General features: G+C 58.7%; 15 protein-coding genes. 8 read left to right on the top strand and 7 right to left on the bottom strand.

Going from position 1 to position 24,546, the window contains the following annotated elements:
* The first annotated feature begins 7 nt into the window (after positions 1 to 7).
* The 4 genes from aceF (at position 8) to msrA (ending at position 7,334) form a co-directional block, all read left to right on the top strand.
* Positions 8 to 1,996, top strand: a complete 1,989-nt coding sequence (gene aceF / locus ACM1ZW_RS11260; RefSeq protein WP_416740547.1) for a dihydrolipoyllysine-residue acetyltransferase — start codon at positions 8 to 10, stop codon at positions 1,994 to 1,996.
* Positions 1,997 to 2,267: 271 nt separating this feature from the next.
* Positions 2,268 to 3,662 (top strand): alkaline phosphatase D family protein, encoded by a 1,395-nt coding sequence (locus ACM1ZW_RS11255; RefSeq protein ID WP_416740546.1) that lies wholly within the window; start codon positions 2,268 to 2,270, stop codon positions 3,660 to 3,662.
* A gap of 266 nt (positions 3,663 to 3,928) precedes the next feature.
* Positions 3,929 to 6,622, top strand: a complete 2,694-nt coding sequence (locus ACM1ZW_RS11250; RefSeq protein WP_017336193.1) for a putative bifunctional diguanylate cyclase/phosphodiesterase — start codon at positions 3,929 to 3,931, stop codon at positions 6,620 to 6,622.
* Positions 6,623 to 6,686: 64 nt separating this feature from the next.
* Positions 6,687 to 7,334, top strand: a complete 648-nt coding sequence (gene msrA, locus ACM1ZW_RS11245) for a peptide-methionine (S)-S-oxide reductase MsrA (protein ID WP_416740545.1) — start codon at positions 6,687 to 6,689, stop codon at positions 7,332 to 7,334.
* Between the two features lie 157 nt (positions 7,335 to 7,491).
* On the opposite strand, the gene ACM1ZW_RS11240 is transcribed toward msrA, so the two are convergent.
* Positions 7,492 to 8,328, bottom strand: a complete 837-nt coding sequence (locus tag ACM1ZW_RS11240; RefSeq protein ID WP_414884999.1) for a 23S rRNA (adenine(2030)-N(6))-methyltransferase RlmJ — start codon at positions 8,326 to 8,328, stop codon at positions 7,492 to 7,494.
* A 230-nt stretch (positions 8,329 to 8,558) separates the two neighbouring features.
* Here ACM1ZW_RS11240 and ACM1ZW_RS11235 point away from each other — a divergent pair, with 230 nt between their 5' ends.
* The 3 genes from ACM1ZW_RS11235 to ACM1ZW_RS11225 are packed head-to-tail and all read left to right on the top strand — an operon-like array spanning position 8,559 to position 9,933.
* Positions 8,559 to 8,948 (top strand): hypothetical protein, encoded by a 390-nt coding sequence (locus ACM1ZW_RS11235; protein WP_414879972.1) that lies wholly within the window; start codon positions 8,559 to 8,561, stop codon positions 8,946 to 8,948.
* Positions 8,948 to 9,520 (top strand): type VI secretion system amidase effector protein Tae4, encoded by a 573-nt coding sequence (locus ACM1ZW_RS11230; protein ID WP_416740544.1) that lies wholly within the window; start codon positions 8,948 to 8,950, stop codon positions 9,518 to 9,520. The genes ACM1ZW_RS11235 and ACM1ZW_RS11230 overlap by 1 nt, the downstream gene beginning before the upstream one ends.
* On the top strand, positions 9,517 to 9,933 hold the full coding sequence (locus ACM1ZW_RS11225; RefSeq protein ID WP_414884998.1) for a hypothetical protein: 417 nt from the start codon (positions 9,517 to 9,519) through the stop codon (positions 9,931 to 9,933). Before ACM1ZW_RS11230 ends, ACM1ZW_RS11225 begins: the two co-directional genes overlap by 4 nt.
* Before the next feature lie 65 nt (positions 9,934 to 9,998).
* On the opposite strand, the gene ACM1ZW_RS11220 is transcribed toward ACM1ZW_RS11225, so the two are convergent.
* From ACM1ZW_RS11220 to putP, 6 genes are all read right to left on the bottom strand, one after another.
* The gene (locus tag ACM1ZW_RS11220; RefSeq protein ID WP_017336188.1) at positions 9,999 to 10,316 is read right to left on the bottom strand and encodes a hypothetical protein; all 318 of its coding nucleotides are present in this window, start codon (positions 10,314 to 10,316) and stop codon (positions 9,999 to 10,001) included.
* A gap of 357 nt (positions 10,317 to 10,673) precedes the next feature.
* Entirely contained in the window at positions 10,674 to 10,973 is a 300-nt protein-coding gene (locus ACM1ZW_RS11215) for a contact-dependent growth inhibition system immunity protein (protein ID WP_416740543.1), read from the bottom strand.
* Entirely contained in the window at positions 10,970 to 15,628 is a 4,659-nt protein-coding gene (locus ACM1ZW_RS11210; RefSeq protein WP_416740542.1) for an RNase A-like domain-containing protein, read from the bottom strand. Before ACM1ZW_RS11210 ends, ACM1ZW_RS11215 begins: the two co-directional genes overlap by 4 nt.
* Complete coding sequence (locus ACM1ZW_RS11205) at positions 15,628 to 16,365, bottom strand: DUF4123 domain-containing protein (RefSeq protein ID WP_416740541.1); 738 nt, start codon at positions 16,363 to 16,365, stop codon at positions 15,628 to 15,630. Before ACM1ZW_RS11205 ends, ACM1ZW_RS11210 begins: the two co-directional genes overlap by 1 nt.
* Positions 16,355 to 18,244 (bottom strand): type VI secretion system tip protein VgrG, encoded by a 1,890-nt coding sequence (locus ACM1ZW_RS11200; RefSeq protein WP_416740540.1) that lies wholly within the window; start codon positions 18,242 to 18,244, stop codon positions 16,355 to 16,357. Before ACM1ZW_RS11200 ends, ACM1ZW_RS11205 begins: the two co-directional genes overlap by 11 nt.
* A gap of 271 nt (positions 18,245 to 18,515) precedes the next feature.
* Complete coding sequence (gene putP, locus ACM1ZW_RS11195) at positions 18,516 to 20,000, bottom strand: sodium/proline symporter PutP (protein WP_017336183.1); 1,485 nt, start codon at positions 19,998 to 20,000, stop codon at positions 18,516 to 18,518.
* A gap of 462 nt (positions 20,001 to 20,462) precedes the next feature.
* Here putP and putA point away from each other — a divergent pair, with 462 nt between their 5' ends.
* Entirely contained in the window at positions 20,463 to 24,416 is a 3,954-nt protein-coding gene (gene putA, locus ACM1ZW_RS11190; RefSeq protein ID WP_416740539.1) for a trifunctional transcriptional regulator/proline dehydrogenase/L-glutamate gamma-semialdehyde dehydrogenase, read from the top strand.
* The last annotated feature ends 130 nt before the right edge of the window (positions 24,417 to 24,546 follow it).

Raw genomic sequence — 24,546 nt, 5'->3', positions numbered from 1 at the left:
ACACTCTGTGAGCGAACTCATTCGCGTACCTGACATCGGCAGCGGTGAAGGTGAAGTAATTGAACTGTTTGTGAAGGTCGGCGACCGCATCGAAGCCGACCAGAGCATCCTGACGCTGGAATCGGACAAGGCGAGCATGGAAGTGCCTGCGCCGAAGGCCGGTATCATCAAGAGCCTGAAAGTGAAGCTGGGCGATCGCCTGAAAGAAGGCGACGAACTGCTGGAGCTGGAAGTCGAAGGTGCCGCTGCTGCGGCCCCTGCGGCTGCGGCTGCCGCTGCGCCAGCTGCAAAAGCTGAAGAGAAACCGGCTGCTGCTCCTGCCGCCGCTGCTCCAGCGCCAGCCGCCGCGCCTGCTGCCGCTTCGGTTCAGCAAGTGCACGTGCCGGACATCGGTTCGGCGGGCAAGGCCCAGATCATCGAGATCCAGGTCAAGGTCGGCGACACCGTCGCCGCTGATCAGTCGCTGATCACCCTGGAATCCGACAAGGCCAGCATGGAAATCCCATCGCCTGCCGCTGGCGTGGTCAAGAGCATCAGCGTCAAGCTCAACGACGAAGTCGGCACTGGCGACCTGATCCTGGATCTGGAGGTGGCGGGTGCTGCGGCCCCTGCCGCTGCCGCGCCAGCACAGGCTGCTGCTCCTGCGGCCGCTGCTCCTGCGGCCGCTGCTCCGGCGCCTGCCGCTGCTGCCCCGGCTGCACCGGTTGCCGACAGTGTTCAGGACATTCACGTCCCGGACATCGGTTCGTCGGGCAAGGCCAAGATCATCGAAGTGCTGGTCAAGGCAGGCGATACCGTCACCGCCGACCAGTCGCTGATCACCCTGGAATCCGACAAGGCCAGCATGGAAATTCCATCGCCTGCCGCTGGCGTGGTGGAAAGCGTTTCCATCAAGCTGGATGACGAAGTCGGTACTGGCGACCTGATCCTGAAGCTGAAAGTCAAAGGCGCTGCGCCTGCTGCTGCCCCGGCTCCGGCCGCTGCGGCACCGAGCGCTGCTGCGCCTGCTCCAGCCGCCGCGGCACCTGCTGCTCCGGCACCGGCCGCACCTGCAGCGGCACCCGCCAAGCCAGGCGCCAAGGTTCATGCTGGCCCGGCCGTACGCCAACTGGCCCGCGAATTCGGCGTCGAGCTGAGCGCGGTCAGCCCAAGCGGCCCGCACGGTCGCGTGCTGAAAGAAGACGTGCAGGTTTACGTCAAGGCGATGATGCAGAAGGCCAAGGAAGCACCGGCCGCTGCTGCAGGCGCAACCGGTGGCGCGGGCATCCCGCCGATTCCGGTCGTGGACTTCAGCCGCTTCGGTGAAACCGAAGAAGTGCCGATGACTCGCCTGATGCAGATCGGCGCGTCGAGCCTGCACCGCAGCTGGCTGAACATTCCGCACGTGACTCAGTTCGATTCGGCTGATATCACCGAGCTGGAAGCGTTCCGTATCGCTCAGAAAGCCGTTGCAGAGAAGGCCGGCGTCAAGCTGACCATCCTGCCGCTGCTGCTCAAATCCTGCGCGCACCTGCTCAAGGAACTGCCGGACTTCAACAGTTCGCTGGCACCTAGCGGCAAGGCGATCATCCGCAAGAAGTACGTGAACATCGGCTTCGCGGTCGACACCCCTGAAGGCCTGCTGGTACCGGTCATCAAGAACGTCGACCAGAAGAGCCTGTTGCAACTGGCAGCCGAAGCCGCTGCGCTGGCCGCCAAAGCCCGCGACAAGAAGCTCACCGCTGACGATATGCAAGGCGCCTGCTTCACCATTTCCAGCCTCGGCCACATTGGCGGCACCGGCTTCACGCCGATCGTCAACGCGCCGGAAGTGGCGATCCTCGGTGTTTCCAAGGCAACCATCCAGCCAGTCTGGGACGGTAAAGCCTTCCAGCCGAAACTGATGCTGCCACTGTCGCTGTCCTACGATCACCGTGTGATCAACGGCGCCGCTGCTGCACGCTTCACCAAGCGTCTGAGCGACCTGCTGGCGGACATCCGCACCATCTTGCTGTAACACCGGCCGGCCCTCCTTCACCGGAGGGCCTGTCGCGTTCCACGTTTTCCGAGCGCCACGCTCGTACCTCAACCCCGCCAATTTGGCGGGGCTTTTTTTGCCTTGAAAAAAGACTCTTTCCTACGCCCGCGGCTGAGTTCACCCACAACTCGAATCCACTTCGGCACGATATTTTTTTCCGGCCAGCCTCTAGGCTTAGTTACACAAACAACTGACGAAAAGTTAAACAAACTTAATTGATTAGTTAGCACTTCTTCGAATGGATTCGAATATGTTCAAACCTACAGTCGGCCCGATCATTGGCCACACTACAGCTCATCACGCACGTATCTTTTTACGTGGAGAACTTCAAAAAGACACGCTGGTATTTGGTGGAGTTCGTTATCGACGCAGCGGCGACACACCCTGGTCCAAAGGAATGTTCATTCAACTGACTGCCGCGCGAGACATGTGCGACGTCTTTGCGCTCAACGGCCTCGCCGCCGATACCGAGTACGAATACCAGGCGGGCTGGTTCAGCCCCATGAGCCCGGTGCACACCGTCGAGACGATTCAGGAACTGCCGTTGCAATGGCCCCGGGCTGTCTACCGTTTCAGCACCCCGTCCAGCAATCCCGCCGTGCCACGGGCTTACATCGTCGGGTCATGCCGCTACCTGCGGATGACGGTCGGTGCGCCTTCGTTCCCGCATCTGGGCGATCGGATCTTCGCCTCCATCACCCATCTGGCGCAGCGCACCGAAACGCCCATCAGCGCACTGTTGATGACGGGCGACCAAGTCTATATCGATGACTTGAACATCATCGCCCCGGATCGGGAATACAAGGAAATACTCAGTAAGTACCGCATCGCTTTTTCCCAGCCTCATATTGCAAAGTTGATGTCCGGCACGCCGACTTACATGATCCTCGACGACCATGAAATCGAAGACAACTGGCCCGTCAATAAAAACAAAAACGACGACGATCTCTATAACAATGCCATCGCCGCCTATGAGTTATATCAAGCCAGCCACAGCCCCGCCCGAGAGTTGCTGGAAGATGGAAACATCGAACGACACCTGGAGCGCTATTGGTATCAATTCACCCATGGTGATATCGAATGGTTTGTCACCGACAGCCGAACCCGACGCAATCTATCGGCCAGCGACCGGCGGATCCTCGACAACGAGCAGGAAACAGCCTTGTGCAATTGGCTGATCCACAGTCCGGCCCGGGTGAAATTCGTCGTCACCAGTGTGATGTTCTATCCCGATCGCAAGCGCCTGGGCAATGACGCCTGGCAAGCCTTTCCGGAACAACGCCTGCGATTGCTGGAGATTATTCGCACACAGCGCATCAAGAACGTCTTCTTCGTGTCCGGCGATGTGCACGGCTCCCTCACCAGCCGGCTGACACACAGCGAAGACCCGGATTTCGAGGTTCACACCATCGTCTCCTCGCCGCTGTGCAACAGCAAACTGCTGCCCTACGCCAAGGCCTCCACCTTCATCCTCGATCAACCACTGGCGCAGGCTGCCGCGGGAGTTTATCGGCATGAACTGACCAGCGAGGTGATCAGCCAGGACAACTTTGCCCATCTGATCGTAGAGTCAGAGCGGATTCGCGTCAGTTATCACGACCGGGAAGGCAAACCGCTGCATTCGACAAACATCAAATTGCGTTAATCGCAAAAAGATCGCAGCCTGCGGCAGCTCCTACATGAGATTGCATTCCTCTGCAGGAGCTGCCGAAGGCTGCGATCTTTAGGGTAAAAACATTACTTTTCGGCCCACGCTGAAGAAATCTTCGCCTCTGCCGACATATTCTTATAGCACTTGGCCTTCATGTCTCTTGTCAGTCAGTGTCGCAATGATGCAACCTTGCCGCAGGCAACAGTAAAGAGGGCGAGAGCCCGGCGCGATCAGCACATTCGAAGCGAGTTTCCCTCCATATGAAGAGCCAACCCGATGCCGCCAGCCGTATGGTGGCCGAGGTAGTGACGCAGTTGCCTGTGCCCTCGCGGCTCGGCATGCTGCGTTTCGAACGGCTGAATGAACCAAGCTGGGCGCTGCTGTTTCTCGATCCCAATTGCGAGCGACAGTTCGGTCTGCCGGCAGTGGAGCTCTGCGCCCTGGTCGGCTCACCCTACGCCAGCCTGATGGAGCCCGAAGCGCGCTATCAGCTGCATGACGCCATCCAGCAGCAACTCACCGAGTGCCCGCATTACCTGATCCGCTACTCCCTGCACACCGCCGCCGGCACGTTGAGCCTGCTGGAAATGGGCGAAGCCTACAAACAACACAACAGACACCTGCTGCGCGGCTACCTGCTGGTGGTCGACGGTCTGTTCGAGGGCGAACCGCTGCTGCCGGCGCTGGACCTGGAAACCCAGAACTCGCGCCTGCAGATCGCCCTTGAACTCAATCAGCGCGCCCAACAGGAGCAACTCCTGCACCTGGATCGCGTGCGCGCCCAGCAAGACCTGATCCTGCTGCTGACCCGCCAGCGCTACAGCTCCGGCAATTCCCTGCAAGAAGCCGCTGAACTGATCACCCGCAGTGCCTGTGACATCTACGAAATCGACTGCGCCAGCCTGTGGAACCTCGACGGCTCGATGTTGGTGCCGATCTCGGCGTATCACCGTGCCACTCGGGAATACGCGATGCCGGAACCAATCGACATCAGCGGTTTCCCCGATTACATGGATGCGCTGCACGGCAGCCGAGCGATCGATGCGCACAATGCGATTCGTGATCCGCGCACCCGGGAAATGGCCGAGAGCCTGCGCCCGCGCAACGTCAACGCGATGCTCGACGCCAGCATTCGCGTGGATGGCCAGGTGGTCGGCGTGCTCTGCCTGGAACAAACGGGTGCGACCCGCGCCTGGCAGTCCGACGAAATCGCCTTCGCTGGCGAGCTGGCCGATCAGTTCGCCCAGGTCATCAACAACCACAACCGCCGCACCGTCACCAGCGCCCTGCACCTGTTCCAGCGGGCGGTCGAGCAGAGTGCCAACGCCTTTTTGCTGGTCAATTGCGACGGTGTGGTGGAATACGTCAACCCGAGCTTCACCGCGATCACCCAGTACAGCACCGAAGAAGTCCACGGCCAGCGGCTGTCGGAACTGCCGGCCCTGGAAAACCTCAGCGAACTGCTGTTCGACGCGCCCTCGGCGCTGGCCAAGAGCAACAGCTGGCAGGGCGAATTCAAAAGCCGGCGCAAAAACCTCGAACCCTACTGGGGCCAGTTGTCGATCTCCAAGGTGTACGGCGACAACCGCGAGCTGACGCATTACATCGGCATCTACGAAGACATCACCCAGACCAAACTCGCCCAGCAGCGCATCGAGCGCCTGGCCTACACCGACAACCTGACCAACCTCGGCAACCGACCAGCGTTCATCCGCAACCTCGATGAACGCTTCGCCCGAGACAGCGACACCCCGATCAGCCTGTTGCTGGTGGACATCGACAACTTCAAGCGGATCAACGACAGCCTCGGCCACCAGACCGGCGACAAGCTGCTGATCAGCCTGGCGCGGCGCCTGCGCAACAGCCTGATCCCGAGCGGCAGCCTGGCGCGTTTCGCCAGTAACGAATTCGCCGTACTGCTGGACGACACCGATCTCGCGATGGGCCAGCAAGTCGCCAACCAACTGCTGGCGACCCTCGACAAACCGATGTTTGTCGACAACCAGCTGATCAGCGTCACCGGCTCTGTTGGCCTGGCCTGCGCGCCACTGCATGGCCGCGATCCACAAACCCTGATGCGTAACGCCGGGCTCGCGCTGCACAAGGCCAAGGCCAACGGCAAGCACCAGGTCCAGGTGTTCACCGAAGCGCTGAACGCCGAAGCCAGTTACAAACTGTTCGTCGAGAACAACCTGCGCCGCGCCCTGACCCAAAACGAGCTGGACGTGTTCTACCAGCCCAAGCTCTGCCTGCGCAGCGGCCGCCTGCTCGGCATGGAAGCGCTGCTGCGCTGGAACCATCCGGAAAAGGGCATGATCCGTCCGGATCAGTTCATCAGCGTCGCTGAAGAAACCGGCCTGATCATTCCGATCGGCAAATGGATCGCGCGCCAGGCCTGCCGCATGAGCAAAGACCTGACGGCGGCGGGCCTGGGCAACCTGCAAGTGGCGATCAACCTGTCACCCAAGCAGTTTTCCGACCCGGACCTGGTGTCGTCGATCGCCAACATCCTCAAGGAAGAAGCGCTGCCGGCGAACCTGCTGGAGCTGGAACTGACCGAAGGCCTGCTGCTGGAAGCCACCGAAGACACCCACTTGCAGCTCGACCAGCTCAAACGCCTGGGCCTGACCCTGGCCATGGACGACTTCGGCACCGGTTACTCGTCGCTGAGTTACTTGAAAAAATTCCCGATCGACATCATTAAGATTGATCGAAGCTTCATTCACGAAATCCCGGACAACCAGGACGACATGGAAATCACCTCCGCGGTGATCGCCATGGCCCACAACCTGAAAATCAAGGTCGTGGCGGAAGGCATCGAGACGGCCGAGCAGTTGGCTTTCCTGCGCCGCCACCGCTGTGACGTCGGCCAGGGCTACCTGTTCGACCGACCGATCCCGGGCTCCGAGCTGATCGAAAAGCTCAAGCGCTACCCGCGTGGCCCGCTCGCCTGACAGCGGGGCTGCATTCGGGCAAACTGCGCGTCTGACAATTTCAACCTGACTGAGAGGACTGATAATGGTTCTGCGCTCGGAAATTCTGGTGAACAAAAACGTGCTCCCTACAAAAGAACAAGCGCTGCCTGGCCGCGAAACCCCGATGACCGTGCCGGAAAAACACTTCGTCCACGACGCCCCGCTGCTGGGCCCGTTTGCCATGGACGTGGATTTCGCGATCTTCGGTCTCGGGTGCTTCTGGGGTGCGGAGCGCAAGTTCTGGCAGCGTGAAGGTGTAGTGAGTACGGCGGCGGGTTACGCCGGCGGCTTTACGCCGAACCCGACCTATGAAGAAGTCTGCTCGGGCCTGACCGGCCACAGCGAAGTGGTACTGGTGGTCTACGAGCCGGCGAAAGTCAGCTATGAAGAGCTGCTGAAGATGTTCTGGGAACTGCACAACCCGACTCAGGGCATGCGTCAGGGCAACGACATCGGTACCCAATATCGCTCGGTCATCTACGCGACCAACCCGACTCAATTGGCAGCCGCCAATCACAGCAAGGATGTATTCCAGGCCGAGTTGACCAAGGCGGGTAAAGGCACGATCACGACTGAAATCGAAGAAGCGCCGACGTTCTACTTCGCCGAGGCCTATCACCAGCAGTATCTGGCCAAGAATCCAGAAGGGTATTGCGGGATTGGCGGTACGGGCGTGACGTGCCCGATCTGACTTAGCGCAATACCTGTGGCGAGGGAGCTTGCTCCCGCTCGGCTGCGAAGCAGTCGTAAAATCGGTATGCGGGTTCTTGCTGAATGAACATCGCTACCGAAATCAGGGCCGCTCCGCGCCCCAGCGGGAGCAAGCTCCCTCGCCACAAATTCTCTGCTTACTCAGCAATCAACCAATCCATCTGCCACCCACCCTGGGTCTGCCCAAGCTTCTTGGACAACCACGGCAGCAACTCACGCAATTCCTCTTCCAGCCCCCACGGCGGATTCGCAATCGCCAACCCGGAACCGTTCAAACTGTTCGGCGTGTCCAGTGGATGCACCAGCAATTCCACCCGCAACAACTTCGGCGCGCCCGACCCTGCGAGATCCTGATAGAAACGCCGCAACATGCGCTGGTCCTTCACCGGGTACCAGATCGCCGCCACGGTCTGGCGCATCCGGCCAACCGCCTCTTTCAGCGCCGCCGCACAGCGCTGCATTTCATCCAGCTGTTCAAACGGCGGATCGATCAACATCACCGCCCGCTTCTCCTGCACCGGCAACATCGCCCGAGGCACATGCCAGCCTTCGCCCAGGTGAACCTTCACCCGACGGTCGCCGGCCATATTGTCCTTGAGCAACACACCGTCTTCCGGATGCTTCTCGTTGAGCATCACCCGATCCTGCGGCCGCGTCAGACGCCGCGCCAGCTCCGGCGACCCCGGGTAATAGCGCAACTGGCCATCCGGGTTCATGTCATGCAGCACCTTCATGTAATCGGCGGTCAACGCCGGCAGGTCCGGCTGATCCCACAACCGCGCGATGCCTTCCAGGTACTCCCCGGTGCGGCTCGCCTGATCACCCTGCAGGTCATACAGACCAATGCCGGCGTGAGTGTCGAGATAGGCAAACGGCTGCTCCTTGCGCGACATCAGGGCGATGAGGCGGGTCAAAGTCAGGTGTTTGAACACATCGGCGTGATTGCCGGCATGGAAGGCGTGACGATAATTCATGATTGCTCCTGCGAAGGCCGGGAAGTTTACCTTGTACCGAGGCGAACGTCAGGGCTTCGCGGCTGAGCGGGCATTCGCTCATTCAATTGCGATCACGTCCCTGCGTCGGAGCTACCGACGGCTGCGATTTTCCCTCGTCCATTGGACACGTGGCAAGTTGCCCAGCCTGCAGCAAAGGAAAAGGCCCTATCGTCGCGGTCGGGCCCAGAACCATTACATTACCGGCCGGATTGGTTGCCCTGGAAGGTGATTACGTTGCCTGCGGCTGCCCTCCACAATCCAACAAGGTGATGTTTGCTCAGTCATCTGTATACGGAGGAGCCGAACACAACAAAGCAGATTTTTCAGGCATCACTGCCGCGCTCAATCGCCCCAAGACCATCACTGATATTTCCTTGTCCTATGGCGATGCGCAGGTGCCTGTTGAGTCAGTTTCCCGGTTTTACACCGACTTGAATATTCATGTAAAAACCTCGGGTTATTCTCCCGGCGAAACGGTTACCGTCAACATTAGCGGCCCCACCGAAAAAGCGTTGACCGGGATAGTCGGAGCCAAAGGCATAGCCATCATTCCAAACGCATTTGGAAGCGAAATTATTGACATGGAAGGGGAAGCATAATGGCTCAAGTTGTCATCAGTTCCGGGGGGGTGTCTTCCAACATTTCGGTTAAACGGCCTCGTTTCAGCACTTTATGGAACGCATATGCAGAAGTGGGTCATAAAGGCTCAGTGGAGGTTTATGGACTTGTCGGCGGCGGAGTCGAAGCGGCAAGAGTTGAAAAGCCTGATGCTTATGCGAATGCCTGCGCCTTGAGGATAAGCAGAGCCTTTAACTATGGCGGATACAAAATCCCCAAAGGCACGATCATAAAAAACCAGCCCATCTATCGATTGAGTGGAGCGGACCAACTCCCCTACATCATGAAGGTGGTAGATTTCCTCGCGTTTCTTAGACATAACTGGGGCAAACCCGACCATATTTTGACGCAAAGTAATTCAAATTTTATAAATGGCAAAAAAGGCGTCATTGTCATGGAGATCACCGGGTGGAGCGACGCATCAGGCCACGCGACCCTTTGGAACGGGAGCGTGACCGGTGACGAAAGTGACTACCATAGGCAAGACAGCCACACCTATGACAATCCGAGGGTAAAGCTGGAAAAAATAAACTTTTGGGAGTTGAAAGGATGACGCGCTCGCAGTTAATTGTGCTGGCACTGCTATTGGTTTCAGGGCGAGCCATATCTGCTGAAATCAGTATCGACAAGGCTCGAGAAACGCTTAAAAATTATGGGTTGGCCAACTGTATTTCCGGCCAATTCAAGGGCGAGTCAGAAATCAAATCTGATATAGGACTCGCGATTGGCGCCTACTCGTCGATGGGAAAAGGTCAGCATCTGATCGTTCAAAACGAGGACACCCTTGAAGTCACGCACGATCCCTACGCAGAAACCGAGAAATACATGCGTAATGCCTACGCAAGGACCTCATCCGTCAGCAAGCACTCCGATAAAAAAATGGTTTTTTATGGTTGCCTAGAGGTTTACAACTCCGCGGAATTCGAAGCATTCGTCAAATCTCAGGATCAGTACCTACCAAAGTAGGTCATCAAAAATCATCCGGACGATCCTTCCTGCAATTACACCGGAAGGATCCCCCTTTACCGATGTTACGACAGCGCTTTCAACCGCCGCCCCAACACATCCAGCACATCACACCCATCCCGCAACGGAATGGCGCAGAGCAAGGCAAAGTCACTGAGGATGAAGGACTGACACTCGACCGAGCCACGCATCGACAGGTTTTCCATGACTTGGGTGACGGCGCGGATACGAAAGCTGGCCGCGTCGTATAAAACGTCGAGTGGTGCGAGGGTATCGACGAACAAGGTGGGCATGTCGTCGCAGTTGCTGGTCAGTGCCATGAAACGGCTTTTGGGTGGAGGGGCTGGTTTTTCGTAGGGTGGATCGGGGTGAAGATTTGTCATTTTTAAACCTCTGGTAAGAAGGGAAGCTACCATCGGCCTTCCTACAGGCTTGGGTGGCAGCTATACGCGGGGTAGGAATATCGAGACCAGAGAACTCGACCACACCGAAGCGTGCCCGCGCACAGCCGCCGCAACTGATCTTACGGACGCATGTTGATGGCCGCAATTCAAGTGTCGACGCCAAAGCGTCCTCTCTGGTCTTGAAGGGTTCCTACACCCCCATCACTGAATTTTCAGTGACCACCAGAGACTATCCATGGAACACGTTACGCACCAGTTCATGGAATCCGATAGAAATTGAAGGAAACTTCCGACGACCTTGCCCAGAAATTTCGTTTCCCGTTATCAGCAAAACCATCAAATTTTGTTGCCCAACTTTTTAGCAATATGACACAACCATGCTTCGCCTGATTCCCACTCATTCCAGTAGCAGTAGTAACAGCTCAGCTCCTTCAATAAGTACTCCCTTAACTCCCGTTCACTCTTCCGTTGTTCAAGCAAAAAGCCAAGTTCTTGCCGAACCAACTTTAGATCCTCAGGATCAGAGTCGACTAAAAACGCATCAATCACTTGTTCAGCCGAATCGTGTTCGACCGTCCAATCCTGATGAAAGTACGCGCCGAAAAAATCGTGCAGCTCGGAAAACTCTCTGTTCATATCTCTGGAAACCCTGTTAGCAAAAAATATCCCTCCGGTCTTCGGGCATCCTTTACCAGTACCAACAAAACCTTCGATGCCGGCAAATGGTCGTTACGTCCATTGGGCATACTGACGCCTACTGGGTAGGGGAATGTATGAGTAACTGTCGTTTTTCCTTTCTTCCCTTTAAGGAATTTTTCGATTTTTGCTTTATTTGCATCTAATGCTTTCGAAGAAGCCGCCTCAGCAGTGGCTCGATCAGGAAACGTTGATGCAGCAGGAATATTTGGCTCCGCCTCTAACCTTTCAGCTAATTGCTTGTCCGTTCTCCCCACATGTTTCTTGATGAGATGCCCTCCTTGAGCTTCATGCGCAGACAAACCTCCACCCGGAACAATTTCGCTGTAAGGCCCATCCGCGTCCGAATCCCCTGGACATGGGTTGCAAGCCAACCCCAACGGATCAACCCAGCCCGTCGGATTCAGCGCGTAGCGGTACTGATTCAGCCCGCCCGCCAGCTTCACAGGATCCGGCGTCAGATATCGCCCTACCTCCGGATCATAGTACCGATGCCGGTTGTAATGCAGACCGCTCTCGACATCAAAGTACTGCCCCTGAAACCGCAGCGGTTGTTCGAGCCGCTCTCCCCCGCCAACTGCTAAATGCGTGACTTTTCCGTAGGCGTTGTACTTCGCCGACCAGACAATCTCGCCACCAAAATCCGTCAGTTCCTGCGGCGTACCAAGGTGATCGAGCTGGTAGTAAAACGGGCACGCCTTGCGCGGGCCTTTGCCGTCGAGCATGGCCAATGGGCGAAAAGTGCCGGGTTCGTAGACGTAGCTGCGGTAATGCTCGCGGCTGCTTTCGGCGACGAGGTTGTCGCCCTGCCAGAAGAATTCGGTGGTGTGACCGTCGACGGTTTTGGCGATGCGGCGGCCGAAGGCGTCATAGCGGTAACTCGCGCAACGTCCGTCGGGTGTCGTGACGCCGATCAACCGATGCTGGCAGTCGTAACGGTAGTCGGTGACGAGTTTTTGCCCAGTACCGCGCCGCTCGCGGATGAGGTTGCCAAAGGCGTCGTAGTCGTAATGGCGGTCACCCTGCATCAGCAGGCGATTACCTTTAACGGTCGCCACGCCGGGGCGATCCTGCAACAGCAGGTTGCCAGCAGGGTCGTGAGCGAAGGTTTCCGGTAGGTCGTCGCGGGTATGGCGTACGCGGGTCAGGCGGTTGAGCGGGTCGTAGTAATAGCTGCGCTGGCCGTGGCGGCTGTCGGCGATGGTCGCCAGGTTGCCGTTGACCGCGTAGCTGTAGTGGCGCAGGTACAGCGATCGGGTTGGCTGGTTGATCGCGTGGGCTTGCAGCCGGCCCTGTTCGTCATAGTGATAGTGGCTGGTGAGTTGACCTTGTTGGCGTTGCTGCTCGCGGCCGAAGGCGAATTGGTGAGTGGTGAGCCGCGCGCCATTGAGGTCGATGGCGCTCAGCGCGCCGCCCTTTTCGTGGTGGTAGTCGAGTTTGCTGCCGTCCGGCAGGCGCATGCGGTTGAGCTGGCCGCAGGCATCGTAGCCATAGCGCAAGGTGCCCCAGCCTTGATGTTCGGTGATCAGGCGGTCCTGTTGGTCGTACTCGAATTCCAGCGGATGATCGTGGCCGTCATTGACGTTGATCAGGCGGCCAAGGCTGTCGTAGCCATACTCGACCTTGATGCCGTCGGGCAGCGTCTTGACCAGCAACCGCCCTGCCGAGTCTCGTTCATAAGCAGTAACCCACCGCGCCCCCTCATCGCCGAACTCGGTTTTCTCCAACAGATGGCCGTTGAGGTCGTAGGCATACGCGGTGCGACGACCATCGAATCCGGTTTCCTGTCGGATCAATCCGCCGGGCGTGTAATCCAGGCGATATTTCTCACCCGACTCGTTTTCGATTTCCGTCAGTAATAGCTGTGCGTTGTCGTAGCGATACTTCAGCTGCGAACCGTCGGCATTGACGCGGCGGCTGACCAAGTGCAAATCGTCGAGGTATTCGTAGCGCGTGGCACGACCCAGTTCGTCACGTTCAGCGGTGATTTTTCCGTAGGCGTTGTAGCTGAATGCCCGAGTGGCACCTGTGGGAAGCGTCGTCTGAAGCAGTCGTCCGACGGCATCCCACTGGTAGCGGGTGACGGCGCCGTGTTCGTCCTGGCGGGTAATCTGCCGACCCAACGCATCGTAGGAAAACCGCCGCTGACCACCGTCCGGCAAGGTCTCTTCAACCCGTTGGCCCAAGGCATTCCAGACGAAGAGATGACGGCTGTTATCCGGATACCGGATCGACAGCAACTGCCCTTTTTCATCGTAGTGATAGTGGGTGACATGACCGTCAGGATCGGTCGCCTCAATGACATCGCCCTGGGCATTGCGCCGATACGTCCACACGGCTTTGCCGCGGGACTGCGCATGCAGGAAACCGTTGCGATACTCGTAGGAAGTTGGTTCCTCTTCCGGTGGAATCAGCGCGACCAGCCGCCCGGCTTCGTCGTAGTGGTATTCGGTGACGGCGCCGAGCGGATCCTGCTCGGCAATCAACCGGCCTTTGTCGTCGTAGGCCTTGAGGTGTTCGCCGCCATCCAGCCCGATCCGGCACACCAACCGCGCGCGATCATCGTGCTGGTAAACCTCTTCGCTGCCATCACTGTTGCGGACCGTGACGCTGCCCGCGTCGTCCCAGACATACCGCGCCTCCATCTGGGCAAACGACGCCCAATGTCGGATGCATCGCGCCGCCTTGCCGGACCGTTCCCACTCCCAGAAGAAACTCGCCCCACCGGCCAGTTGCCGCTGCAGGATGACGTGCTGATCGTCGTAGTCGTAACGTTCGCTTTCGCCGACAGCGTTGGTGGCTTCGATCAGTTGCCAGCGGTCGTTGTAGCGATAACTGATCAGCGTCTGTTCGGAGTGCCAAGCCTCGTCGAGATTTTGGGCCGGGACGAAAACCTGATAATCGACGGCGACCAGATGGCTGCGCTCATAACGCAACAGCAAGGCTCGGCCGGCGCCGTTATCGAGGCGCTTGATGCGCTCCTGGCGGTCGCGTGTGACGCGCAGTCGGTTGTCGTAACCGTCGCTGATCGTTGTCAGTCGGCCGTTGATGAAGTGATAGAAACGCGTGTCATCGCCGGCCTGGGCGAGGATCAATTCTTCTGGTTCGTCGCCCAGGAAAATTGCCGCGCGCGAGAGGCTGTTGTGGATGGCCGGGCGTTCGATGCTCGGCAGTGGAAAAGAGGTGCGGCGATTTTCGTGATCGATCCAGATGACGTTGTCGCCCTCGATTTCCAGTCGATGCGCGAGGCTGTGACTCCAGCCGAAACCGAGCCCGCCATCGATCTCGACAGCGCTGGTGCGGTAGAGGCGGGTGAAGTCGAACGGCAGGATGCCGTCCAGCGAGCCGTCAGTGAGGGTCAGCAGCTCTTCGCCGGTGACCATCGACACCGGGCATTTGTTGGTGGCGGTTTTATCGGTGGAATCGGCGGGGTCGCCGTTGGGGTTTTTCGCCTGAACCGGGACGTCGTCCTGGTGTTCGTTTCGCTTGAGGGTCGTGTTGCGCTTGGCGTCCCAACGCAGCTGCACCCTGCCACTTCTGGGGCCCGCCGCCACGCCCCTTGCTGCGACCTTTTTGTAGCGGTCGACGTAGCTCATGAAGTTATCGATGAGGTTGAAGATCGCTTTGACGAATCCCTGCACGGCGCTGACGAGGCGGGCGCCGTAACTGGCAAAACGCATACTCAGATAAGCAATGCCAGCCCCCGCGCCAGCGAAGGTCAGGACAATCCCGATCAGAATGTCGATGAGCAACTGCACGACGACTGTTGATACAGCCTCGGCGGTTTTTCCGGCGACCTCGCTGGGCGGCAGCATCTCCAACCAGAGGCTGGCGGTGCGCAGCAACAAACACAGTGCCGCTTCATCGCTGGCCAACAGTTGGACTTTTGCCATCACGTCCGGAGCCGTTTTTGCGAGCCTGGCCAGCTCATCAGCACCGCTACCCAGTCGTTCAACGAACTCGCCGGGATCCTTGAGAATGTCCGAGAGCACGTTGAGGCTGTCCCACACACCCATAATTGCGGCCCAACTTCCAGCGAGCATGCCGTTACCCGCTGCGGCAAAAACCGACTGCGACCATTGCGGCTTGAAACCTTGCCACTCGTTGCGCAGCCAGGTTTCGAGCTGTTCGCTCAGGTCGTCGTAAGACTTGAAAAGCTCATCAACTTGATCCGAAGTCACCGCGCTGTGGACATGAACACGGTAGAACTTGCCGGGTGTACCTTCGAACCGTCCCTTGCCGTTTTCATCAAGCGTGACCGTTGTCTTTTCGCCGCCATCAACGGCAATCACATCAACCTGAATGTTCCCCAGTGGAATGTCGTAAACCGACTCGAACTTGCTTTCGATCTCCAGAATCCTGCTCTCAGGACACTGAGCAACACTGGAGATAAAGTCGTCATCGCTACTGCTGACCGACTGGGTGGTACTGCCGAGTTTGATTTGACGTTCCACGCCCATCAGCGAAGGCATGTCCGTCGCCCGGCTGACCTTGTCGGCAGTACGGTTGAACCAGTTGCCAAGTTGTTCGCGATAGAGCGTCAAGGTGTCTTTGAAGCCGTCGAGCTCCTGCTCGATCTGTACGATCTGATCCATCAGTCCAGCTCCGATATCAGGTAATCCACCAAGGCTGATTTCGGTGCTGGCGGCAGGTCTGGCGCCTCTAAAAAGACCACCAGCTTGTGCCGCAAGACGTTCTCGGAGAACGCCTCGAAAAGGTCAGGACGGTCTTCGCTCAGCCACTTGAGCAAGTTGTTCACCCGAGTGGTGCTTGACTGGTCAGCGAGATGTTCCAGCAGCGTTGCGGAGACTTCCCACCATGGAAAAACCCTGGAGGTTTTCAGCGCGTCACCGCCAATTTCAAGTGACTGGCCATTGATCAGGCAACGCCCGATCACCGGCATCAGTTGTGCCGCGTTTACCTCGGCAGACTGAAGAATCGGCAATAAATAACGCCCATCCCAGAAACGGAAAAATACCGCGCTGCCATTAGGCAAAAGCACTTGCGTAAGGCTGCATAAATGCTCGACCAACACTTCCCGAGTCGAAGAAGACACCGCGAGCCAACCCCAGTCGCAAGACTCGGTCGTGGCCGCCCATTCCAGAAACTCACTGCCGGCAGCAACGATTCCGACATAAGGCATGACCGGTTCCCACTCGGCATAGTCGGTGTCGGCCCAGATCGGACTGGGTGCTTGAGCGGCGATCGATCGCTGCCAGGCCTTTAAGGGTTCTGCGGAGCTTGTATTGCTGAAGATCGCGAACAGTTGCTCCGAAGGTTTCAGCGGTTGGCGCTCCAGCCATTCGCGAGGTGACAAGCGATCAGGCTGCACAGACACCCTCCTTGCAACGCGCGCATTCTTCGCAGAACGGCGCGTCGCTTTTGAGGCTCAGAATCTGTGCGACGCTGAGAGCGGCGAGCTGTCTTTGGCTGCTCGGCGCACTCATTGCCGGCATCGGTGCACCACCGAGTTCTATCGGAACGCTACTGAAGATCCCGGCGGGGCCGATGTTGATCCAGTGCCCGCCCGCCTGAAGCGTGACATTGGTACCGCCTTCGATGACGACTTGTCCGCTCGCTTTAAGGCTCTGGTTGCCGACGCTGATATGTCGATCACCGCGCACGTGCAGGTTATCGCTTACACCAACGACCGCACTGCGCCGGTTGCCGACCTCGACGTGCAAGTCGCTCAATACCTCTTGAGTCCAGTTTCGCTGGGCCCGCAGGTAGATTTCCTCGGCGCCTTTGCGATCCTCAATGCGTAATTCGCTGTAACCGCCACCACCGGGACTGCTTTGGCTGCGGAAAATGCTGCGGGTTTTGTCGGCGGGCAGATTCAGTGGTGCCGAGTTGGCGCCATTGGGAACGCAGCCCATGACCACCGGTTTATCCACGTCGGCATCGACGAACCCTACCAGTACTTCCATGCCGACCCGAGGAATCAGTGCGATGCCGTAGCCGTCATGCGCCCAGCCCGTGGCGACGCGCAGCCAGCAACTGGAATGTTCGTTGCGCTTCCCGTCACGATCCCAAGCAAGCTGTACCTTGACCCGGCCGTACTCGTCGCAGTGGATCTCGCTGTCACTTGGGCCCGTGACTACAGCCGTTTGATAACCGGTGAAAGAGGGTTTCCCGATATGAACCGGGCGAAACGAAACATCCCACGGCGTTGCCAGAAAGGTATTTCGATAGCCTTGGAAATCTTCCGGGTTGCTGCCGGCCATCTCTTCCAGCACCTGCGGCTGACGGCCATGGTGTTCAATTTGGGTGATCAGCCACAGGTCATTCCATGTCTGACGCGGGTGCTCGGCCAAGCGTAGGAAATGCCCGCTGACCAAAGCAGTTTCATCGCCCCACCCTTCAGCCTGTCGGTAGTCCGCGTTGTGGCGTTCAAGCGCTCGCTGAGCCAGCTCCTTACCGTATTCGCGATCCGTGAACTGGCCTGGAAAGTGGTAATCCTCAAGGGCCGGCAACTGCCCGTTGTCGATTCGGCTTTCAAGTTGCAGTCGCGGTTTGTGGAAGTCGTAGTCGCGACGAGCTACCGCCGTGGTGCGGGTTTCCAGTCGTACGTTGAAGCGATTGATCGCTGGCGCATCTGCCGCCATACCGGTGTCAGGCAAGTAAAGCGTCGGTTTGGCGATCAGAGGAAAAACCGTCTGATCATCACCAAACACCAGCAAATGCCCGTCGATGCTGTGCTGGAAGTGGTAGTGAATGCCAATTTCGGCACATAACCGCTGGATGAACGCCAGATCGCTTTCCGCGTATTGCACGCAGTACTCGCGCTCGGGGTAGTCACTGCCAAGACGAAACGCGAAGGCATCACGCTGGATGCCATGATCCTTGAGAACCTGCGCAATGATCGTCGGCACGCTTTTGCGCTGGAAAATCCGCTGATTGACGCGCTGCCCGAGGTAGCTCAGACGCGGCACCAGGCTGATCTGATAACGCGTCAGACGTTGACCGGAATCGCCTTGGCCCACGCGATAAATCTGACCGTGGATGCCGCAACCTTGCGCATCAAAACTCAGAAACGCCTGACAATGCAGAAGGCTTTCGAGATCGAGGTCCGGCCGTTCGCTGACCAGTTCCAGGTCAAAACGGTAGGGCTGGCTGATGGCTTCCTTTCCCGTGAACTCAAGCACCTTGAGCTCATTCTGGTTGCCGTCGACGGTCAGCGTGAAGCGCGGTTGATTGGCGAGAGCGAACATCCGATGTGTCTCTGCAAAATGTAGGCGGGCGATTCTGCATGAGCGACAAGGGGTGTTGATGAAGGGACAGGAAACTCAGATTCGCCCTACTTTTTTATAGATTCTTCCTTCAAAAATCGGGACATCCGACTACAGACATCCCCCTCAAAACCACCACCGGCCAATGGGGGAGCGGGTCTGTGTCACCCGCAAGCAAAAAAAACGGCCCGCCTCCAAAGGAAGCGGGCCGTTTTCATGTTCGGCGAAAGGTCGGAGCCTCAGCTCGTCCCGATCACTTGTTCAGGCGGAAATCTGCCTCGGCAGCGGCAAAGCGCTGAAGCATGCCCGCCGTCGGGTTGCCCAGTTTGCTGACGATGTAGATCGCCAGGCTGGCGAAGATGAAACCAGGGATGATTTCGTACAGACCCAGCAGCTCGAAGTGTTTCCACACGATGACGGTGATCGCGCCAACCAGAATACCGGCCAGTGCGCCGTTGCGGGTCATGTCTTTCCAGATCACGGAGATCAGCACAACCGGACCGAACGCAGCACCGAAACCGGCCCAGGCGTAGCTGACCAGACCCAGTACACGGTTGTTCGGGTTAGCCGCCAGCGCGATAGCGATCAGGGCAACCAGCAGCACCATGGCGCGACCGACCCAAACCAGCTCAACCTGGGAAGCGGTTTTGCGCAGGAAGGTTTTGTAGAAGTCTTCGGTCAGGGCGCTCGAGCACACCAGCAACTGGCAGCTCAGGGTGCTCATTACCGCGGCCAAAATAGCCGACAGCAGGACACCGGCAACCCAAGGATTGAAGAGGATTTTGGCCAGCTCGATGAACACGCGCTCCGGGTTTTCGGTCACAGGACCAGCCACTTCAGGGTGCGCGGAGAAGTAAGCGATACCGAAAAAGCCTACAGCCACGGTGCCGCCCAGGCACAGGATCATCCAGGCCATGGAGATGCGGCGAGCCTTGGCGATCGACTTGACCGAATCCGCCGCCATGAAACGCGCGAGGATGTGCGGCTGGCCGAAGTAGCCCAGGCCCCAGCCCATCAGCGAGATGATGCCGACGAAGGTGGTGTTTTTCAGCATGTCGAAGTTGCTGGCGTCTTGCGCTTCGATGGCCAGGAACGTGGTGTCGACGCCGCCGGTGGCCAGCAGCACGATGATCGGCGTCAGCAACAGAGCGAAGATCATCAGCGTGGCTTGTACGGTGTCAGTCCAGCTTACTGCCAGGAAACCGCCGACGAAGGTGTAGGCAATCGTCGCCGCAGCACCGGCCCACAGCGCTGTCTCGTAGGACATGCCGAAGGTGCTTTCGAACAGGCGGGCGCCGGCCACGATGCCGGAAGCGCAGTAGATGGTGAAGAACACCAGGATCACGACCGCGGAGATGATCCGCAGCAGACCGCTTTTGTCTTCGAAGCGGCTGGAGAAGTAGTCCGGCAGGGTCAGCGCATCACCGTTGTGCTCGGTCTGCACGCGCAGACGGCCGGCGACGAACAGCCAGTTCAGGTAAGCACCGATGATCAGGCCGATGGCGATCCAGCTCTCGGACAGGCCGGACATGTAGATGGCGCCCGGCAGGCCCATCAACAACCAGCCGCTCATGTCGGAGGCGCCGGCGGACAATGCAGTCACGACGCTGCCCAGGCTGCGACCGCCCAGAATGTAGTCAGAAAGATTGTTGGTGGAACGATAGGCCATGAAGCCGATCAGCACCATTGCTGCGATGTAGATCACGAAGGTGATCAGGGTTGGATTGCTAACGCTCATTAAGTTACGCCCTGGCTTTGTTTTTATGTAGCGGCGGCTGGTGAACCGCGCGCAAACGACGACGTTTGACAGACGATTTCAGATCCCGCGCATTTATGACTGATGTTTCCCCAGGAAAGCCATCAGCCAGATACACCTGTCTTTTTGACTGGTTGCACCTTAGCCGCGAATGCTATTCAACAATGCAAATAAGGTGCAACCCATTTCGCGAGAATAAGTTGCACCTAGTCGGATTTATCCGAAAAAAGCCGGTTTTTGCTTCCTTTTAGCGCAGTCAACGACCGTTCCTAGAATTAAAAGCACCAAGCAAGTGCGGTACGTTCGTATCGGAATTTATTTCCTGACGAGCTGCTTATAATTCCGACAAAAAAAGGGTTGCACCCGGTTGCACCTCAAAGGTTGCCCAGCTAATCTTGCGGCCAGCTGATGCCACGCGGTCGTGGCAAACATGAGGATAAAAATATGGCTACCACCACCCTTGGGGTCAAACTTGATGACCCGACCCGCGAGCGCCTAAAGGCGGCCGCGACCTCGATTGATCGCACGCCGCACTGGCTGATCAAGCAGGCAATTTTCAATTACCTGGAAAAACTCGAGGGTGGTGCAACCCTGACCGAGCTGAACGGTTTGACCTCCAAAGAGGCTGACGACAGTGGCGAAGTCCATGTCGACCATGCACACCAGTGCTTCCTCGAGTTCGCCGAAAGCATCCTGCCGCAATCGGTGCTGCGTGCTTCGATCACCGCCGCTTACCGTCGCCCTGAGCCGGAAGTGGTGCCGATGTTGATCGAACAGGCTCGCTTGCCGGTCGCCATGGCCGAAGCCACCAACAAGCTGGCGGCCTCGATTGCCGAGAAACTGCGCAATCAGAAGAGCGCCGGCGGCCGTGCCGGGATTGTTCAGGGCCTGCTGCAGGAATTTTCCCTGTCGTCCCAGGAAGGCGTGGCGCTGATGTGCCTGGCCGAAGCGCTGCTGCGCATCCCGGACAAAGGCACTCGCGACGCACTGATTCGCGACAAGATCAGCACCGGCAACTGGCACCCGCACTTGGGCAACAGTCCGTCGCTGTTCGTCAACGCCGCTACCTGGGGCTTGTTGCTGACCGGCAAACTGGTCGCCACCCACAATGAAGCCGGCCTGACTTCGTCCTTGAGCCGCATTATCGGCAAAAGCGGCGAGCCGATGATCCGCAAGGGCGTCGACATGGCCATGCGCCTGATGGGCGAGCAGTTCGTTACCGGCGAAACCATCGCCGAAGCCCTGGCCAACGCCAGCAAGTTCGAAGCCAAAGGCTTCCGCTATTCCTACGACATGCTGGGTGAAGCCGCACTCACCGAGCACGACGCGCAGAAATACCTCGCCTCGTACGAACAAGCCATCCACTCGATCGGCAAAGCGTCCCACGGTCGTGGGATTTATGAAGGCCCGGGCATTTCCATCAAACTGTCGGCACTGCACCCGCGTTACAGCCGTGCGCAGTACGAGCGTGTGATGGACGAGTTGTACCCGCGCCTGTTGTCGCTGACCCTGTTGGCCAAGCAGTACGACATCGGCCTGAACATCGACGCCGAAGAAGCCGACCGCCTCGAGCTGTCGTTGGATCTGCTGGAGCGCCTGTGCTTCGAGCCGCAACTGACCGGCTGGAACGGCATCGGCTTCGTGATCCAGGCTTACCAGAAGCGTTGCCCGTACGTGATCGATTACGTGATCGACCTGGCGCGTCGCAGTCGTCATCGCCTGATGATCCGCCTGGTAAAAGGCGCGTACTGGGACAGCGAAATCAAGCGCGCCCAGGTCGAAGGCCTGGAAGGCTATCCGGTCTACACCCGCAAGGTGTACACCGACGTTTCCTACATCGCCTGCGCGCGCAAACTGCTCTCGGTGCCGGAAGTCATCTATCCGCAGTTCGCCACGCACAACGCCCACACCCTGTCGGCCATTTACCACATCGCGGGGCAGAACTATTACCCCGGCCAGTACGAGTTCCAGTGCTTGCACGGCATGGGTGAACCGCTATACGAACAGGTTGTAGGCAAAGTTTCCGAAGGCAAGCTGAACCGTCCGTGCCGCGTGTACGCTCCGGTTGGTACTCACGAAACACTGCTGGCGTACCTGGTTCGTCGTCTGCTGGAAAACGGCGCGAACACCTCGTTCGTCAACCGTATCGCCGACCAGTCCATTTCGATCCAGGAGCTGGTGGCCGATCCAGTGGCCAGCATCGAGCAGATGGCGACGCTGGAAGGCGGCTTCGGCCTGCCGCACCCGCGTATCCCGCTGCCGCGTGACCTTTATGGTGCCGAGCGCGCCAACTCCAGCGGCATCGACATGGCCAACGAACATCGTCTGGCTTCGCTGTCCTGCGCTTTGCTGGCCACCGCTCACAACCACTGGAAGGCCGCACCGATGCTCGGTTGCGCCTCCAGCACTGAAACACCTGCGCCAGTGCTCAACCCGTCCGATCTGCGTGACGTGGTCGGCCATGTGCAGGAAGCAACCGTCGAAGACGTCGACAACGCGATCCAGTGCGCCCTGAACGCTGCGCCGATCTGGCAGGCCACTCCGCCCGCCGAACGTGCTGCGATCCTGGAACGTGCCGCCGATTTGATGGAAGGCGAGATTCAGCCGCTGATGGGCCTGCTGGCTCGCGAAGCCGGCAAGACCTTCGCCAACGCCATCGCCGAAGTGCGCGAAGCCGTGGACTTCCTGCGTTATTACGCCGTGCAGGCTCGCAACGATTTCACCAATGACGCCCACCGCCCATTGGGTCCGGTGGTCTGCATCAGCCCGTGGAACTTCCCGCTGGCGATCTTCAGTGGCCAGGTCGCTGCTGCGCTGGCCGCCGGTAACCCGGTTCTGGCCAAGCCAGCGGAACAAACCCCGCTGGTCGCCGCTCAAGCCGTGCGCCTGTTGCTCGAAGCCGGGATTCCGGAGGGCGTGCTGCAACTGTTGCCGGGTCGTGGCGAAACCGTTGGCGCCCGTCTGGTCGGTGACGATCGGGTCAAAGGCGTGATGTTCACCGGCTCCACCGAAGTCGCTCGCTTGCTGCAACGCAACGTCGCCGGTCGTCTGGATGCACAGGGTCGTCCGATTCCGCTGATCGCCGAAACCGGCGGCCAGAACGCGATGATCGTCGACTCCTCGGCACTGACCGAACAGGTTGTGATCGACGTGGTGTCGTCGGCCTTCGACAGCGCCGGTCAACGTTGCTCGGCCCTGCGTGTACTGTGCTTGCAGGAAGATTCCGCTGATCGCGTCATCGAAATGCTCAAGGGCGCCATGGCTGAATGCCGTCTCGGCAACCCTGAGCGCCTGTCCGTGGACATCGGCCCGGTGATCGACGCCGAAGCCAAGGCGGGCATCGAGAAGCACATCCAGGCCATGCGCGACAAAGGTCGCAACGTGTATCAGGTGGCGATCGCCAACAGCGAAGAAGTCAAACGCGGCACCTTCGTGATGCCGACGCTGATCGAGCTGGAGAGCTTCGACGAACTGCAACGCGAGATCTTCGGCCCGGTGCTGCACGTGGTTCGCTACAAGCGCAAGGACATCGACCAGTTGATCGGCCAGATCAACGCTTCCGGCTACGGCCTGACGCTGGGCGTGCACACGCGTATCGACGAGACCATCGCCAAGGTGATCGACAACGTCAACGCCGGTAACGTCTACGTGAACCGCAACATCGTTGGCGCTGTGGTTGGCGTGCAACCGTTTGGTGGCGAAGGCCTGTCGGGCACCGGCCCGAAAGCCGGTGGCCCGTTGTACCTGTACCGCCTGCTGTCGACCCGTCCTACCGATGCGATCGAACAGTCCTTCGCTCGCGGCGATGCCGTCACTGCACCGGATGTTCGTCTGCGTGACGCCATGAGCAAACCGCTGACTGCGCTGCAAGCCTGGGCCGACAGCAACAAGCTCAGCGACCTGAGCACCCTGTGCGTGCAGTTCGCGGCGCAATCGCAAAGCGGGATCACCCGTGTGCTGGCGGGGCCGACTGGCGAGCGCAACAGCTACGCCATTCTGCCGCGTGAACACGTGCTGTGCCTGGCGGAAGTCGAAGGCGATCTGTTGACTCAACTGGCGGCGGTATTGGCTGTCGGTGGTTCAGCGGTTTGGCCGGAAGCTGACTTGACCAAGGCATTGTTCGCACGCCTGCCAAAGGAAATTCAGGCGAAGATCAAGCTGGTTGCCGACTGGAACAAGGACGAAGTGGTGTTTGATGCGGTCCTGCATCACGGCCATTCCGATCAGCTGCGCGGGGTTTGCCAGCAAGTGGCCAAGCGTGCCGGGGCGATCGTCGGGGTTCACGGGTTGTCCCAGGGCGAGACCAACATTGCGCTGGAGCGTCTGGTGATCGAGCGGGCATTGAGTGTTAACACCGCTGCGGCGGGTGGTAATGCAAGCTTGATGACGATCGGCTAAATCGCAACAAGACCGGGCGTCCGCAATGGTCGCCCGGTCAGCAACCTCCCCTGTGGGAGCTAGCCTGCTAGCGATAGCGGTATAGCATTCAACTAATATGTTGAATGTTATGGCCTCATCGCGAGCAGGC

This window comes from Pseudomonas sp. NFX71 (genome assembly GCF_048079215.1).
Taxonomy (GTDB): Bacteria; Pseudomonadota; Gammaproteobacteria; order Pseudomonadales; family Pseudomonadaceae; genus Aquipseudomonas; species Aquipseudomonas fluorescens_B.
This window is presented reverse-complemented; position numbering and strand designations above follow the sequence as displayed.

Excerpts from the sequence above, each read along its gene's own strand:
- ACM1ZW_RS11250 (WP_017336193.1), top strand. The coding sequence starts at position 3,929 with ATGAAGAGCCAACCCGATGCCGCCAGCCGTATGGTGGCCGAGGTAGTG.
- ACM1ZW_RS11230 (WP_416740544.1), top strand. The coding sequence starts at position 8,948 with ATGGCTCAAGTTGTCATCAGTTCCGGGGGGGTGTCTTCCAACATTTCG.
- ACM1ZW_RS11225 (WP_414884998.1), top strand. The coding sequence starts at position 9,517 with ATGACGCGCTCGCAGTTAATTGTGCTGGCACTGCTATTGGTTTCAGGG.
- ACM1ZW_RS11215 (WP_416740543.1), bottom strand. The coding sequence starts at position 10,973 with ATGAACAGAGAGTTTTCCGAGCTGCACGATTTTTTCGGCGCGTACTTT.
- putP (WP_017336183.1), bottom strand. The coding sequence starts at position 20,000 with ATGAGCGTTAGCAATCCAACCCTGATCACCTTCGTGATCTACATCGCA.
- msrA (WP_416740545.1), top strand. The coding sequence starts at position 6,687 with ATGGTTCTGCGCTCGGAAATTCTGGTGAACAAAAACGTGCTCCCTACA.
- ACM1ZW_RS11200 (WP_416740540.1), bottom strand. The coding sequence starts at position 18,244 with ATGTTCGCTCTCGCCAATCAACCGCGCTTCACGCTGACCGTCGACGGC.
- ACM1ZW_RS11220 (WP_017336188.1), bottom strand. The coding sequence starts at position 10,316 with ATGACAAATCTTCACCCCGATCCACCCTACGAAAAACCAGCCCCTCCA.
- ACM1ZW_RS11210 (WP_416740542.1), bottom strand. The coding sequence starts at position 15,628 with ATGGATCAGATCGTACAGATCGAGCAGGAGCTCGACGGCTTCAAAGAC.
- ACM1ZW_RS11240 (WP_414884999.1), bottom strand. The coding sequence starts at position 8,328 with ATGAATTATCGTCACGCCTTCCATGCCGGCAATCACGCCGATGTGTTC.
- ACM1ZW_RS11255 (WP_416740546.1), top strand. The coding sequence starts at position 2,268 with ATGTTCAAACCTACAGTCGGCCCGATCATTGGCCACACTACAGCTCAT.
- putA (WP_416740539.1), top strand. The coding sequence starts at position 20,463 with ATGGCTACCACCACCCTTGGGGTCAAACTTGATGACCCGACCCGCGAG.